The organism is Aeromonas sp. 97A (assembly GCF_051919185.1).
GTDB classification, from domain to species: Bacteria; Pseudomonadota; Gammaproteobacteria; order Enterobacterales; family Aeromonadaceae; genus Aeromonas; species Aeromonas veronii.
Genome location: NZ_JBQBFF010000001.1, coordinates 4,702,093 through 4,716,998, shown reverse-complemented (window position 1 = coordinate 4,716,998; position 14,906 = coordinate 4,702,093). Strand labels below are relative to the sequence as shown.

The 14,906-nt window shown below is 59.7% G+C and carries 5 protein-coding genes, 5 tRNA genes, 2 pseudogenes and 1 riboswitch; of the genes and pseudogenes, 2 read left to right on the top strand and 10 right to left on the bottom strand.

Annotation, left to right across the window (positions count from 1 at the left end; translation table 11 throughout):
- Positions 1 to 32 precede the first annotated feature (32 nt).
- A complete protein-coding gene (locus tag ACTG27_RS21660) occupies positions 33 to 728 on the bottom strand; it encodes an ABC transporter ATP-binding protein (protein WP_019446439.1) in 696 nt (231 codons plus the stop codon).
- 56 nt (positions 729 to 784) lie between these two features.
- Here ACTG27_RS21660 and ACTG27_RS21655 point away from each other — a divergent pair.
- A pseudogene (locus ACTG27_RS21655) lies at positions 785 to 1,395 on the top strand (arylesterase).
- A gap of 182 nt (positions 1,396 to 1,577) precedes the next feature.
- Here ACTG27_RS21655 and ACTG27_RS21650 read toward each other — a convergent pair.
- Entirely contained in the window at positions 1,578 to 2,522 is a 945-nt protein-coding gene (locus ACTG27_RS21650) for a chemotaxis protein CheV (protein WP_005335238.1), read from the bottom strand.
- 139 nt (positions 2,523 to 2,661) lie between these two features.
- A complete protein-coding gene (locus ACTG27_RS21645; RefSeq protein WP_439980443.1) occupies positions 2,662 to 5,691 on the bottom strand; it encodes a glycosyl hydrolase family 18 protein in 3,030 nt (1,009 codons plus the stop codon).
- 115 nt (positions 5,692 to 5,806) lie between these two features.
- Positions 5,807 to 5,889, bottom strand: a riboswitch (cyclic di-GMP riboswitch).
- A 293-nt stretch (positions 5,890 to 6,182) separates the two neighbouring features.
- Here ACTG27_RS21645 and ACTG27_RS21640 point away from each other — a divergent pair.
- On the top strand, positions 6,183 to 8,372 hold the full coding sequence (locus ACTG27_RS21640; RefSeq protein WP_111901220.1) for an ExeM/NucH family extracellular endonuclease: 2,190 nt from the start codon (positions 6,183 to 6,185) through the stop codon (positions 8,370 to 8,372).
- 171 nt (positions 8,373 to 8,543) lie between these two features.
- Here ACTG27_RS21640 and ACTG27_RS21635 read toward each other — a convergent pair.
- The 7 genes and pseudogenes from ACTG27_RS21635 to ACTG27_RS21605 form a co-directional block, all read right to left on the bottom strand.
- Positions 8,544 to 8,619, bottom strand: a tRNA-Ala gene (locus ACTG27_RS21635).
- Between the two features lie 34 nt (positions 8,620 to 8,653).
- Positions 8,654 to 8,729: transfer RNA gene (locus ACTG27_RS21630), tRNA-Ala, on the bottom strand.
- 48 nt (positions 8,730 to 8,777) lie between these two features.
- Positions 8,778 to 8,853, bottom strand: a tRNA-Ala gene (locus ACTG27_RS21625).
- A gap of 65 nt (positions 8,854 to 8,918) precedes the next feature.
- Positions 8,919 to 8,994, bottom strand: a tRNA-Ala gene (locus ACTG27_RS21620).
- 28 nt (positions 8,995 to 9,022) lie between these two features.
- A tRNA-Ala gene (locus tag ACTG27_RS21615) sits at positions 9,023 to 9,098 on the bottom strand.
- A gap of 788 nt (positions 9,099 to 9,886) precedes the next feature.
- Positions 9,887 to 11,802: pseudogene (locus ACTG27_RS21610) on the bottom strand (glycoside hydrolase family 19 protein).
- A gap of 79 nt (positions 11,803 to 11,881) precedes the next feature.
- The gene (locus ACTG27_RS21605; protein ID WP_439980440.1) at positions 11,882 to 14,863 is read right to left on the bottom strand and encodes a M66 family metalloprotease; all 2,982 of its coding nucleotides are present in this window, start codon (positions 14,861 to 14,863) and stop codon (positions 11,882 to 11,884) included.
- Positions 14,864 to 14,906 lie beyond the last annotated feature (43 nt).

The following is a 14,906-nucleotide window of genomic DNA, read 5'->3' as shown; positions in this document are numbered from 1 at the left end:
TGCATCTCCCGCCTGACCCGCAGCTCACCCCGTTACACCACATCATGGGCCACCTCGCGATCCAGCCGACCCGCCGTCATGACCAGTTGCCGCTGGCAGCGTTCGGCCAGCTGATGGTCATGGGTTACCACCACTAGCGTGGTGCCGTGCTTGCGATTGAGTTCAAACAGCAGCTCGATCACCTTCTCGCCGGTCTTGCTGTCGAGGTTGCCGGTCGGCTCGTCCGCCAGCAGCAGGCTTGGACGGGTCATAAAGGCGCGGGCGATGGCCACCCGCTGCTGCTCGCCGCCAGAGAGCCGTGGCGGCAGATGGTGCAAGCGCTCGCCAAGCCCGACTGCCGCCAGCAGCTCGCGAGCTCTTGGTTCGCAATCCCGCTCGCCGCGCAGCTCGGCGGGCAGCATCACATTCTCCAGCGCCGTCATGGTCGGGAGCAGCAGGAACGACTGGAACACAAAACCGATCTGCTCGGCGCGCAATCGGGCCCGCCCCTCCTCATCCAGCTCACCGAGAGATTTGCCGAGGATTTCGATATCCCCCTGACTCGGCAGATCGAGCCCGGCCAGCAGCCCCAGCAGGGTGGACTTGCCGGAGCCGGAGGCACCGACCAGCGCCACCGTCTCGCCGCTATTGACTTGCAGATCGATCCCTTCAAGGATGGTGAGGCTTTCCTGGCCGAGGCGAACCGATTTGCCGAGGCCCTTGACGACAATAATGGGGGTTGAACTCATGCTCTGTATCCTTTGTTCCAATCCCTTGATGACAATCCATAGCGGGAGTTGAATTGATGGTGCGTATTCTGTTTGTCTTGTTCGTTGGCCTCGGCAGCCTGCTCTCGTCGGCTCAGGCCCAGACCCTGCTGGTGCTGGGAGACAGCCTGAGCGCCGGCTATCAGATGCAGGTTGAGCAGAGCTGGCCCGCCCTGCTAAACCAGAAATGGCAGGAGGAGGGGGGCAAACACACCCTGCTCAATGCCAGCATCAGCGGTGAAACGACACAAGGGGCGCTGGCCCGTCTGCCCGCTCTGCTGAAGGAGCACAAGCCGGACTGGCTGCTGATCGAACTGGGGGGCAACGATGGCCTGCGTGGCTTCGCACCGACCATTACCCGCCAAAATCTGGCCAGCATGATCGCGCTCGCCAAGGAGCAGCAGACCCGTGTGGTGTTGACCCAAATCCAGCTGCCCCGCAACTACGGTGCCCGCTATCTGCGCCAGTTCGAACAGATCTTTCCCGAGCTGGCCCAGGCTAACGATCTGCCGCTGCTCCCCTTCTTTATGGATGATATTGCGCTGCGCCCTGAACTTATGATGAACGATGGTATTCATCCACCCCGGCGGCCCAGCCCCAAATCCGCGATAAAGTCGCCCGCTTTATGGAGCCGCTGCTCAGCCAATAAGCCCGCCGTCTATCACCAATATCCCATAACAAAATATCCCGCCAAAATCGGATGTTTTGGGCAGTCGACGATCTCTGCTTGGCACCTTGATTCACCCAATCCATCGCCAATACCCAATAACAAAACATCCCGCTTCAGCGGGATGTTTTGTTATTGATTTAGCATAACCGGCAGGCAGCTTCTCAGCTTTCCAGCACCTGACGCAGCCGCTCCTGCGCCACACCGACCAGCAAGTCGGGCTGGAATTTGGAGATAAAGCGGTCACACCCCACCTTCTTGACCATGGCTTCGTTGAAATTGCCGCTCAGGGAGGTGTTGAGGGTGATAAAGAGATCGGACATACGCGGATCACTGCGCACCTCGTGGGTCAGGCGGTAGCCGTCCATCTCCGGCATTTCGGCATCGGTGATCATCAGCAGGATCTCGTCGGTCACCTTCTTGCCAGCATCGCACCACCCCTTGAGCAGGGTCAGCGCCTGCAAACCATCCTGACACTCGATCACCTCAAGCCCAAGCTGGCCCAGGGTCTCGCGCACCAGATTGCGGGCGGTGCTGGAGTCATCGACGATCAGCACTTTGCGGCCATGCATCTCGGGCAGGATCTCCCGATCCAGCACCTCTTCGGAGATGCGGATGTCATAAGTGATGATCTCCGCCAGCACCTTCTCCACATCGATGATCTCAACGATCTGATCCACTCCATCTTCGGGAATGCGGGTGATGGCGGTGAGGTAGTTGGCGCGCCCGGCGGAGCGTGGCGGCGGCAGTATATCCTTCCAGGTCATGTTGACGATGTTGGCCACCTGCCCCACCAGAAAGCCCTGAATGGTGCGGTTGTACTCGGTGATGATGAGGTTGGATTCACTGTCGATGGGCATGGGACGCATGCCGATGGCGCTGCGCAGGTTGATCACCGGGATCGAGGTACCGCGGATATTGGCCACCCCGCTGATATTGTGATGGGAGCCCGGCATCTTGCTCAGATGGGGCAACTTGACCACTTCCCGTACCTTGAAGACGTTGATGGCGAACATCTGACGGGTGCCGAGACGAAACATCAACAACTCGAGGCGGTTTTCACCCACCAGTTGAGTTCGTTGATCAACGGAATCCAATATACTCGCCATACGCTGATATCCATCTGATTATTAATCGACTCTATTATAGAGGCTGCCCGCCAGGAAAGGCAGGCGCATTTTCAACCAGAGCGACCAACCAGACAAAAAAAGTGAGGCCGAAGCCTCACTTATCTCATTGATTTTAAAATCAATAGCTACAGACAGACTTCCAGCTGCCATCGGTTGCCTTGGGCTCGCTGCTGGTCCACCAGTTTGCTTGCCACACCACCTTGTTATGGGTGATGCGATCGCCGCCATTGGCATGATCCCCCTGCGGCCAGATCGGATAGGCCTTGTAGGCCGCCGGATTAACGTTCTGGCTGCTGCAGCTGGTACCCGGATTCTCGCCGCCACCCGAGCCCAGCACGGCCTCCGGCAGGGTCGGGAACTCGGCCTTGAGACCAATGGTCTGGCTGCCGCTGATGATGCGCATACCGCTCGGCACGCCAGCGGCGGGCAGGTAGTAGGTCATGGCGACTTCAATCTCGGCCCCCGGTGCCAGGGTCTGCCATCCCGGCAGGTTCATGGCGACCTTGTGGAAGTCCTTCTCATTGGCAATGCCTTCCGAGTTGTCGTTGCCGCCGCTCTCCACTACTTTCAGCCCCATCCCGCTCTGGTCGGTGATGGTGTCAGAGGTAGAGGTGGGCACCAGGAACTCGATGCGGGCGCCGCCCGGAATGGTCTGGGTCGAGTTGTTGGTGAGCTTCAGGGTCGGGTTGATCGGATAGTTGGAATCACCCTCCTTGAAGCCGGAGAGGCTCACCGCGATGTCGAGCTGGGCCGCCGGAGCTGCCAGCTCGTTCTGCCTGGCGTTGTACTTGCTCGCCTTGGCAAACTTGTCGTAGGCGAGCGTGGTCAGGGTATCCCCCATTCCGTACTCTTTTTTCACCGGATCGTAGGCGTAGTCACCCGCCATCTCCCAGAACATCACGCCACCCAGACCACGATTGACGATGTAGTCGAGCTTGTGACCCATGGACTCCTCATCCTCGGTGGAGAGGAACACCTTTTTCTCCTCGTTCCACAGCCAGGGAGCATGAGCCTTGTCGTCGTAGTAACGGACATACTTGCCCTGCATCACATGGGCCGGGTTGTTGGGATCCAGACCCCAGGCCTGGCCGTAGCTCGGCATGCTGGTGATCCCCAAATCGGCTGCGTGCTCCAGGTTCTTGGCATGCCACATGGGGACGGCGCCACCGCCGATCTCCTTGCCGTTCTTGTCCAGATCGTGCCAGATGTTGTCGATGCCGACCGCCCCGTTACCACACGGAATGGTGCCGCCACCGGTACCCGGCTGACAATTGCTCTGACTCGGCAGTGCTGCCTTGCCGCCCAGACCGTGGGTGCCACCGCTGACCCCCTGCCAACCGCGGGTGTAATAGGGCACACCCACGTTGATCTTGCCGGCAGCCAGCGCACCACGGAAGTAGTGAGCAGACCAGGCTGCGTTGAGGTAGCCGATGCCGCCAAACTCTTTCTGGGTGTAGACGCCCCACTGCGCCAGCTCGGCGTCTGCCTTGTTGTCAAACAGGGCGGCGTTGTGGCCGACAAAGTGGTTCCAGGCACCGTGGAAGTCGTAGGTCATCAGGTTGACGTAGTCGAGGTACTGGGTGACCTGGAAGTTCTCCATGCCGCGCAGCAGATAAGCGGAAGCTGGCGAGGCGATGGTCAGCATGTACTTGCGGCCATCCTCGCTGCCCGCCGTATCCAGCTTGCTGCGCAGGGTCTGCATCATCACCTTGTAGTTGGCAAAGAGCTTGCTGCGGCACTGGTTGGAGAGCGGGAAGTCGTTGGGGTTGCCCGCATCCTTCATGGAGGTGGGGTATTCGTAGTCGATATCGACCCCGTCAAAACCGTACTGACGGATAAAACTCACCGCCGACGTGGCAAGCGCATTGATGCCATCGGTGTTGACCGAGCAGTCGCCCTTGGTGGTAGCGGTGTAGAAGCCGCGCGTATCGGCCCAGCCCCCGACCGAGATCAGGGTTTTCACGTCCGGATACTGCTTCTTGAACTTCGACAGCAGGTTGAAGTGCCCCTTGTAGGCGAACTCCGGATCCATCTCGGCACCCGGCACGCCATCCCAGGTCATCTTGGTCGCCGAATCATCCACCCTGATGGTGTGGCTCTGCTCGTCTACCGCCGCGAAGGCGTAGTTGATGTGGGTGATCTTGCTCCACGGAATGTCGCTCACCAGATAGGCGGGCAGGCCATTCTTGCCGGTGCGCCAGGAGGTGAAGTAGCCGATGACCCGGCGGGCATGGTCATCCCCCATGCACTCGTAGCCATCAGGACGATAGATCTGGCGGATATCGCAGGAGAGGTTGCCACCGGATGGCGGCAGCGCGGCCTCCTCGACAGTGACGTTCACTGCCGCCGACTCGCCGCTCAGATTGGTTTTGTCGGTGGCAACCAGCTTGAGGGCGGCACTGCCCTTGGCATCGGGCGTCCAGTTGACCTGCCAAGGGGCGGCATTGTCTTCCCCTACCTTCTTGCCATCGACAAACAGCTCGACTTTGGTCACATCGTTGTTGGCATCGGTGACGTTGCCGCTCACCGCCACGCTGCGACCCAGCGTTACCTTGGCACCACTTGCCGGGCTGCTGATGCTCACCTTGGGCGCCTCTGGCGCTACCACTGCGGCAACGTTGAAGCTCGAATCAGCCTCGCTCAGTACCTTGCCATCCTTATCCAGCGCCCGCGCTTTCAGGGCATGCGCCCCAACGCCCGCAGCACTCCAGCTGGCGCCCCAGGGCGAGGCGCTGGCCGTGGCAGCAAGCTTGCCGTCGATAAGGTATTCCACCCGAACCAGCGCCGTCACCGGGCCACTCAGGGTCACCGCCAGCGCCACGCTGGCACCTTCGTTGAAGCTGGCACCGGCAGCCGGAGAGCTGACGGCCACGCCGAGCGCCGGTGGCGGCACTTCGCCGCCGTAGAGCTTCCAGGCATCCGCCCAGACCACCCCGACACCGGGTTCATAGTGATAGGGGGATGCCCCGCACCAACCCGAGTAGGGGAACTCTTTGCATTCATAGAGGGCGCCGGCATTGCTGACGATGTCACCGGCTTTGTAGGCAGTACCGGCCTTGTAGGCGGGATAGGCTGCCTGCGCCCAGGCGGGCATGGCAGCGATGGCCACCAGCACGGCAAGCCGGCTGGGCCTCAGGAACTGTTGCATATTGTTATCTTCCTTGTTTTGTCTTGGCTTGGTCACCAAGGCAAAGAACAATCGCAACCTGCATGATGGGCGCAGACAACTGGCAATGGACCTGCCACAAAAACCACCCCTCACCCAGGGAAACCCCGCTATCTGGATCCACGATCGAGACCGGAAGCATTGCGCCCCGACATCACTGCCGGTTTGCCCTTTACCTGGGTTCCGTGAGGAACGAACCCAGTATAGGAAGGCGACAAGATCCCCTCAATCTTTATTCTCAAAGAGAATTATCCCCTGCCACGAAAGCGTCATGATCACAGGGTTAAAATTGATTGAATTATCAAAAAAATCATATCGTTACTGGGATCATAAAAACGCTTTCCCGCACCTTCCCAGATTCATTTAATGTGCGTTGGCTCACTGGTATGACATGCCAGAAATGTGACAATGCGCGCCCTTGGTCAACGAGCCAAGGCTATGGAATCACTGGCAAAAATAAAAAAGGAACACCTATGAAAGGTACTCGTACCCTGCTGTCGCTGGCCGTGGGGCTGGCACTTGCATCCTCAGGCGCCCATGCGGCATTTGTCTGCCCGTCCGATCCGGCTCAACTCACCCCCATCCCGACCATTCAGGGCACAGGCTCCGCCAGCGCGCTGGCCACCCAGACCGTGACCGACAAGAACGGCAATGTGACCGGTAAAATCAGCACGGGCACCTTCAACGTTCGCGGTATCGTGACGACGCTGGGCCAAAGCCTGACCAAGGGTTTCTATCTGACAGACCCGGTGGGCGATGGCAATCCGGCCACCTCTGATGGCATCTTTGTCTATCTGAACGACAAGGACTTCGCAACCAAATATAAAGACATCAAACCGGGGAGCGAAGTCTGTCTGGAAGCACAGGTGCAAGAGTTTTACGGCGGCACCCAGCTGACCCCGTTAGTCGACAAGGCCACCAAAAAAGCCCACTTGCAAGTCACCGCACAAGGGCTGAATGTGCCGACCAGCGTATTGCAGGTGAATGAAGGGGAGACGCTGGCGCAAGCGCTCAATCGCCACGAAGGGATGCGGGTACGTCTCGACAGCAGCAGTGACCTGCACCTGACCCGCAACTATGGCTTCGACTACAAGGTCGAGCGCAACAACGTAGAGTTGGCCCACAAAACCCCGCTGATCAAACCGACCCAACTTCATGTTGCCAACAGTGCGGACGCTGTCGCACTGGCCACCAAAAATGGCAGCAACCGTCTGGTAGTCGAGTCGGATTACAAAGCGCCGGATGGCGTACTGCCCTGGTTCCCGAGCTGGGATGCCGATCAGGGATATCTGCGCATCGGTGATCAACTGACCGGGCTGGAGGGGGTGATCGTATACAACAAGGATGCCTTCCGTCTGGTGGTACCGAGCGATGTCACCCTGACTGCCGGCGCCCTGCTGCGCACCCCTGAAGAGGATCGTCAAGACGCGCCGACTCGCCTCTCTGGCAGCGATCTGCGGATCGGCAGCTTCAACGTGCTCAACTACTTCACCAGTCACTCCAGCATCGGCGGTGCACTCAATATCCTGTGCAAGGATCAGGCGGATGCCGACAACGCCAAAGGTTGCAACCGGGGTGCCAAGAGCCAGCCCGAGTTCGAGAAACAGCGCACCAAGATCGTCAATGCCATTACCGCAATGGATGCCGATCTGCTCGGCCTGATGGAGATGGAGAACAACGGCTTCGAGGATAACTCGGCCCTCCACAATCTGGTGACCCGCCTCAACGAACAGCAGAAGGATGCGAGCAAACACTACGCCTATGTGCGCCTGCCGGTCAAGGCACTTACCGATGGCAAGTTCTTCGGCGGCGACGCCATCATGGTGGCGATGATCTACCGTCCTGCCCTGCTCACCCCCAGCGGAGATGCCAGCGTCATCAAGCTGCCGGAGCAGCGCTACACCACTGGTGGTGTGGCCAAGACAGCCGGTCAGCGCGATTCTCTGGTTCAGACCTTCACCCTCGCCAAGAGCAAGGAGCCGCTGACGCTGGTGGTCAACCACCTCAAATCCAAGGGGTCAGGCTGCTACGAAAATGGCGATGGCAAGACAGAACCGGCCGACCTGCAGGGCAAGTGCACCGAGTTCCGGGTCTCTGCCGCCAAGGTGCTGGGTGAAGCGGTCAACAAACTGCCGGGCCAGGTGCTGCTGGTAGGCGACTTCAACTCCTACGCCAAGGAAGATCCGATCCGGGTACTGACCGACTACAACCCGGCCACCAGCGAGCGGAAGATCGTATCGGCCTCCCACACCTTTATCGGTGAGCAGTCCTATGAACAGCTCGGTCGCGAAGTAACTCGCAGCTACGGCCTGATCGATCTCAACGTCAAATTCAACAAGGAGAAAGCCATCTCCTACAGCTACGACGGGGAGCTGGGCACTCTGGACTATGCCCTCGCCAACCCGGCGCTGGCCAGCAAGGTGGCTGGTGTCGCCGACTGGCACATCAACTCCTTCGAAAGCTCCCTGTTCGAATACGGCAGCAAGTACACCGGCTCCCTGCTCAAGTCTGACAACCCCTTCAGTGCCTCCGACCATGATCCCATCATCGTCGACCTGAGACTGGAGAGCGATGCCACCAAACCGGACACCTCCTCAGGCGGTGGTGCACTGGGACTCGGCCTGCTGGCCCTGTTACCGCTGGCCTGGCGACGTCGCCGTTAACCACAAGCGCATCTGAATAGTGCAAGCAAAGCCCGCGAGTCTCGCGGGCTTTTTCATTCAGGTCATTGGATTTACAAATGAAAGGCGCGGGCGTATGGAGAAAATAAATGATGGAGAAAACAAAAAGGCCACCGCGATGCGGTGGCCTTTTTGTTTCTTGTAACAAGAATTTGGTGGAGCTACGCGGGATCGAACCGCGGACCTCTTGCATGCCATGCAAGCGCTCTCCCAGCTGAGCTATAACCCCGATTTTTGTGAATGACCGGCAGTCACTCTGAATTTGGTGGAGCTACGCGGGATCGAACCGCGGACCTCTTGCATGCCATGCAAGCGCTCTCCCAGCTGAGCTATAACCCCAAATTCGGTACTGAATGAATGGTTCTGGCGGCCATTCATCCTAAATAGTGGTGGAGCTACGCGGGATCGAACCGCGGACCTCTTGCATGCCATGCAAGCGCTCTCCCAGCTGAGCTATAACCCCACAAAGGTCGGCTTGGGTGATACACACCGCACTGCCCTGGGTATTCAGTACAACAATCAGGAATCTGGTGGAGCTACGCGGGATCGAACCGCGGACCTCTTGCATGCCATGCAAGCGCTCTCCCAGCTGAGCTATAACCCCTTTGATTCCAGATTGTTCGAGGAGAATTTGGTGGAGCTACGCGGGATCGAACCGCGGACCTCTTGCATGCCATGCAAGCGCTCTCCCAGCTGAGCTATAACCCCAACTCACCTCGGCGCTGACGAAGTTATCTCCGGCAACGGAGGCGCATGATAGGCATCACCCGCTTTGCTGTCAACCCTAAAATAACCGCGACTGATTCGTTTAGTCAAAATTGCAGCAGTTCGCTGTTTTTACCAGCAAGACGCGTGCTATCTCTCTGTTTTATGTCACAAATCGGCTCAAGCACCTATAAAGGAGAGGCCGTGCAGCAAGCCTCTTTCCCCGTGCAACGCCCCCGCTCTCAGGCCCCTTTTGCTAGCTGATCATCAGCTTCTCCCCCGTCACCTCGGGAAAGCCTTTCCATAAAGGGCATTGCATTTGAAAACCCTTTCCATGATTTTTGTAAATTTACAACACAGAAAGTTGATCTAGCTCACAAATGACCATAGGATCAAACCGTGACCCAGGTCACACACCATAACCATAAATGACAGAGCGATGAGGTAAACCATGTTTGAGAATCTGGCAGTCCTGTTCCACCTGCGCGGTGCAACTACCAAGAACGGCGTTGTAGAGAAAGATGCCTATGCCCCCTCCACCCGTGAATACTACTTCCGCTACGGCAAGTAATTGCTGAAAGCCTTTCACGGAAAATGTAATAAAAAAACAACACACATCATTACACAGCCCTTTCGAGGCGCTGTCCTGTCTGGGCCAGATGTTCCACGGCCAAACCTGAACTCCACCAAACAAGAATGGGGCCCGCAGGCCCCATCTTTTATTGCTCCAGACTGTGATTACACCAGATAGTGCGCTGGCTAATCGGTAAGCCTTGTAACCCTGAAACGGCTCAGAGCTTGATCCAGGCATCGGCCCAGGCCGTACCCTTGCCCGGCTCATAGGCCCAGGCGGCACCGGCACACCAGCCGGTGTAGGGATGCGGTTTGCACTCGTAGCTGGCACCGCCGTTGCTGACCCGCTCGCCCGCCTTGTAGGGAGTCCCCTCTTTATAGGCTGGATAGTCAGGCGGCGTTACGCCCCCCTCCTCTCCTTTCACCAGCAGGCTATGGGTGGTGCTGCGGCTCAGATTGCCTTCATCTGTGACCGTCAGTTTGATATCCAGCTTGGTATCGCTGGCCGGCTTGGTCAGAGTCAACTCCAGAGTGACCTGATCCAGTGCCGGGGCAGAGGCTCCAGCCGGGATTGTCCAGGCATAGGAGAGCGGCTTGCCTTCCGGATCGCTGGAGTGCTGGCCAGAAAGGGTCATCTTGCTGCCGCCTTCGGCCTGCGCCGGGCCGGTGATATTGGCCACCGGCGGTAGGTTGGTGCACCGCCGTTATCCTCGATCACCACCTCCGGATAGAAGTGCTGAACGCAGCGGCTGTAATCCCCCGCCTTGAAGGCGCTGAACCGGGTCTGGTAGCCCACCAGCTTGCACGCGTAACTCTTGCCGCCGTTGGGGTTCTCTGCCACATAGCTCCAGTCCTGCTCCCAATAGATGGGCAAGGCACCGGCGCCATTGTCGTCAAACACCTTCATGTTCTTGCAACCCAGCACCTCATCGGATGGCACCGCTACCCCGAGGTAGTTGGCAAACTCGCGGTAGTAGTTGATGCGATTCTGGGACTGGGCGTGCTCGACCGGGCCGCCGCACTCCACCCCACCGTTGATGATCTGGGTGGTAACCCCGAAGCCCGGCACCAGACCGTTCTGCTTGTCATGGTCATTCGGCTGCCAGGTGCCATCGATGACATGGAGCATGGAAGGCTTGGGTGGCTGCGGATAGGTATAGAAGAACACCGCACTGGCCAGGTTCAGCCAGGTGTCGGCCACCAGATCGGGGCGGTCGAGCAGGGTGCGCACCGTGCCGAACATCGCCTCGGAGAAGGGGCCGTAGTTGTAGTTGTAGGAGAGCTGTTTGGCGCCGCGGCCAAAGTAGCTCTTGAACTCGCCATTGTCGAACGTACCGCACGGCCACTGCTGACCCTGCCACACATCGGGACGGCACTCGGCGTTGTAACCGCCGCGCATGGTCTCATTCCATCCCATCTCGCGCACGTAGACCAGCGCCTGACGCCACTCGGCCTCCGGGCGCCAGTTTTCATGGCCGCCGGTCTCCTGGGCGAAGTGGGCGAACATGGTCGCCAAGGTCTTGCGGCAGATGGCGTCAGCATCGCGGCCGTCGCTGTAGTCGCCGCACAGGGCCGGGAACTTGGCCGCCGCCTGCAACAGGCCACGATAGGTGTACTCGGGGGCGCGTAGCGGGAAGAGGTAGTTGAACTGGCTCTCGCTCAGCAGGCTTTCGACCCGTTTGACGTTGCCCGGGTTGTCGGCACGACCCGGCAGCACCGCCTCGACCACCAGATTGTCCCGGGTAGCGATGGAGGCCTTGACCGCTTCCATCGCCGGGAAGTCGGTCAGCGCCTTCTCTTTGGCATCCAGCTCGGCCTGGCTCATATAGACGGGAGTGGTGCTGCCATCCGGCGGGGTAGGCGTCGGCGGATTGGGCTTGTCATCGCCGCCGGTGTCCGGCGGGGTCACTTCCCCTTCGCCGACAAGCTTCCACGGGGTATCCCACTCATTGGCAGCCGCCATGCCGGGAGTCTGACCCGGGTTGACCCACCACTTGGCCTCGAAAACCTGGCCGTTGTAATTGACCTGGCTACCGCCCGGATAGGATTTGTTGATGTCGTATGCCTCGGCCGCCCACAGGTGGCCGCTCAGCATCATGCCGGCAAGCAGAAGGGTGATGCGGTTTTTTTTCATTATTGTTGCTCTCTATGGTTTTGTGGCAAAAGGCGGAGCCCGCCTGAACAGGCTCCGCCATCTTCATCATGGACTCAACCTAGGGGCAGTTTGCCGCCCCGACATCCAGCCAGACATCGTGCTTGCCCGGCTCATTGCCTTGAGTCCACCACTTGGCCTTCCACTGACGGCCATTGTGGTTGGTCAGCTCACCGCCGTTGTAGGCAACGGTCGCGCTCCAGCCCAGCTCAACCTGACTCGCCAGCGCCCACTGATCGGCGGCGCGGCTCGGTTCATTGCCCTGAGTCCAGTATTTGGCACGCCATACCAGCTGGTTGTGGCTCACCTTGTCGCCGCCGTTGTAGACCTTGCTGGCCTGCCATGCGGGAACATTCGCCGCTTCCGGATCGGTGGTGTTGCAAGAGCCATCGACCACGGGCGCCAACGTCAGCACGATGCGCCCTTCGCTCTGATGTACCCCGTCCGAGACGCTCACACTCAGCTCATGCTGCTCGCTGGTGGTGACAACCGGCGGTAACAGACGCAGGTTGGCACTGGTCTCGCCCTCCGCCTGCCAGCCCGCCGGGAAGTGCCAGCGGTAGCTGAGCGCATCCCCCTCAGGATCGCTCGCCTCGGCAGTGATGGTCAGCCACTCACCACCGATGCCGCCGAGCTGCGCCGGTACGGTCACCACCGGAGGCTGGTTCTCAACCACGCCCTGCTCCAGCGGCCGCCCGTTGACGGTAAAGGAGAGGGTCTGCTGCGGTGGCAGCAAGCTCTGCTGTACCAGTGTCTGGCCACGGCACTGGATGGTGGCGCGGCCGGGCTCGCTGGCGGTGGGCAGGTTGATGTGGAACTTGTTCATGACGCTGCTGGCCGCCCGGTGATTGGCCAGCCTGAAGCGCTGCAGACCATCGCGGGTCTCCACCTGCAACTGACAGTCATTGCCGGACAGGGTGCTGCTGTCATCCGGGTAGGTGAAGCCATAGGCGCCGTGCAGCGCCGGATAGATGTAGCTGCGCAGGGCTCCTTGCGGATCGTAATAGCCCACCAGGGTGGTCACCGGCACGCCGAACTGCTCGGGCTTGCGTGCAATCTTGGTATCGATGGGGGAGACCTCCACCCAGCTCTGGCCATCCGAGGTGAAGCTCTTCTTGAAGCCCCGGTTCACCACAATTTCCTTGCCGTTGATAAAGAGGCGACTGTTGTAACCGGCCCCGTGATCGATGGTCAGACTACGCCCACGGTTGTCAGCAGAGGCAACCGGCACCCGGATATCACGAGTCCAGCGTCCATCCCACATGGCGACCCTTACCAAGCCGTAATCCGCCAGCAGGGCACTCAGTCCGGCCTCGCTCAGGGCATCCATGGGAGCATCGACCTTCTCGATCCCCTCGATTGTGTGCTGATAGGGCTCCATCCTGGCCGTCGCACTGTTCCACTTGCTAAAGCCGGTGGCCGAGTTGGCATCGAACACCGCCTTGCTCTCCAGAAAACGCTGGATGATGGCGGCGGAATTGGGGGTATAGAGGGTGAAACGGTTGGCGCCGGAGAGAGGGCGGCCGCCCGCCATCGCATCGTAGCCAAACTTGCGGCCATCGAACGGTGGCTGGCACTGGCCATCCAGACAGGCATCCTCATTGGTGCGGGTCGGCGAGAAGTTGGGGATGAAACGGTGTTTGTCACTGTCCCAGCCCCAGCTGGAGTTGAGCTGATCGGCACTGCGATGAACCGAGCCACGGAAGCCATCTACATAGTGGCCAAGGCCGAAGTTATGGCCCACTTCGTGGCTGAACTCGTTGCCCAGCGAATCATCCAGTGTGACGATGCCACCGCCACCTGACCCACCGTGCACCTGAACTCCATTGGCATACTTGCCGCGACTGTTGTGCGCCGTCAGTTGGGCCGCCACAAAGGGATGGCTTCCCTCCCCTTCACCGGCACTGCTGTTGATGCCGTAGTTGGCATTGTCGATGCCGTGGGAGATGAGCTCCTTGCCGATGCGCTGGCGCATGGTGCCGCCATGCCAACCCCCTTCGCTCGGGTCAAAATCGGTCAGCAAGGTGCCGTTGGGCAGCATCACCTCAGGCAGGGAGAGCGGTGCATACTGACTGACGATCAAACGGCTGGCCGGGATGGTCTGGAAGTATTCGCGATGAGCCACCTTGTCAGTGGCAAAGGCAAAGCGATCCCGTGGCGTGGTGAGCATGCCGATGTCGATGGTGTGCAGCAGCAGCTCGCCTGGGGCGCCGACCTTGATGTCACGCAGTTCACCACTGAGATTGCCCTGACGAACGGAGAGGTTCAGTCCGGGCTGGATCCACTCGGCAGGCAGCTCGCCGCTCCAGGTATCCGCTGCATAGGTGATGCGGTTGTTCTCCAGCTCCCCCTCGCGGAACCACTGCCCATTGGCAAACTTGAACTGCAGGGTCTGGCCACGGGAGACGGTCACCTGTCGCTCGCCATAGAAGGCCGTCGAGTTATAACCGGCGCTGGAGCGGATCCGCACCATCTTGCCCTCCAGCTCCGGGCTAACGGGCAGGTAGATATCCCGAACCCAGCGGCCGTCGGCGGTCTGGATCTCCACCAGCGCTCGACCAGTCAACCGATCCTTGAGGAAGGCGCCGCTCTTGTCGTTCAGTTTGGCCAAATCAGCACTGCTGCTGATGACGGCAGTGGTGCCGCTCTCCGGGATGAAGCTCACTCCCCCTTCGGGAACCCCCGCGAGGTGGTAGACAGTCTCGGGCAGCGCCGATGGCGGTGACAAGGTCAGGGTGCCCAGCAGCGTGCCACTGCCGTCACGGGCCTCCACAGTCATGGGGGTCACCCCGTCGGCCTGGAGTGGTTTCACCAGCAGCAGGCTCTTGCGCAGGCTGGTCAGGATGGGTTGGCGATCCCCCTCTTTGGGATGGGAAGGCAGGATCTGGCTCTGGGCAAACTGCACGCTGGCAGCCAGGCTACCCGCCAGATCGCTTTGCGGTGTCGTGTCATTGAATATAAGGGACGAGGTGGCGGCAGACAGGGGGCCAGCCGCCAGGGTTGCCATGATGAGGGCAGCGATTCGGGTCACATTTGTGGTCATTGTCGGGTTCTCGTTCATATTGCTACCGGGAATGAGGGGCATG

Bases quoted from the DNA above. Each gene is read 5' to 3' on its own strand.
- ACTG27_RS21660 (WP_019446439.1), bottom strand. From the start codon at position 728: ATGAGTTCAACCCCCATTATTGTCGTCAAGGGCCTCGGCAAATCGGTT.
- ACTG27_RS21650 (WP_005335238.1), bottom strand. From the start codon at position 2,522: ATGGCGAGTATATTGGATTCCGTTGATCAACGAACTCAACTGGTGGGT.
- ACTG27_RS21645 (WP_439980443.1), bottom strand. From the start codon at position 5,691: ATGCAACAGTTCCTGAGGCCCAGCCGGCTTGCCGTGCTGGTGGCCATC.
- ACTG27_RS21640 (WP_111901220.1), top strand. From the start codon at position 6,183: ATGAAAGGTACTCGTACCCTGCTGTCGCTGGCCGTGGGGCTGGCACTT.
- ACTG27_RS21605 (WP_439980440.1), bottom strand. From the start codon at position 14,863: ATGACCACAAATGTGACCCGAATCGCTGCCCTCATCATGGCAACCCTG.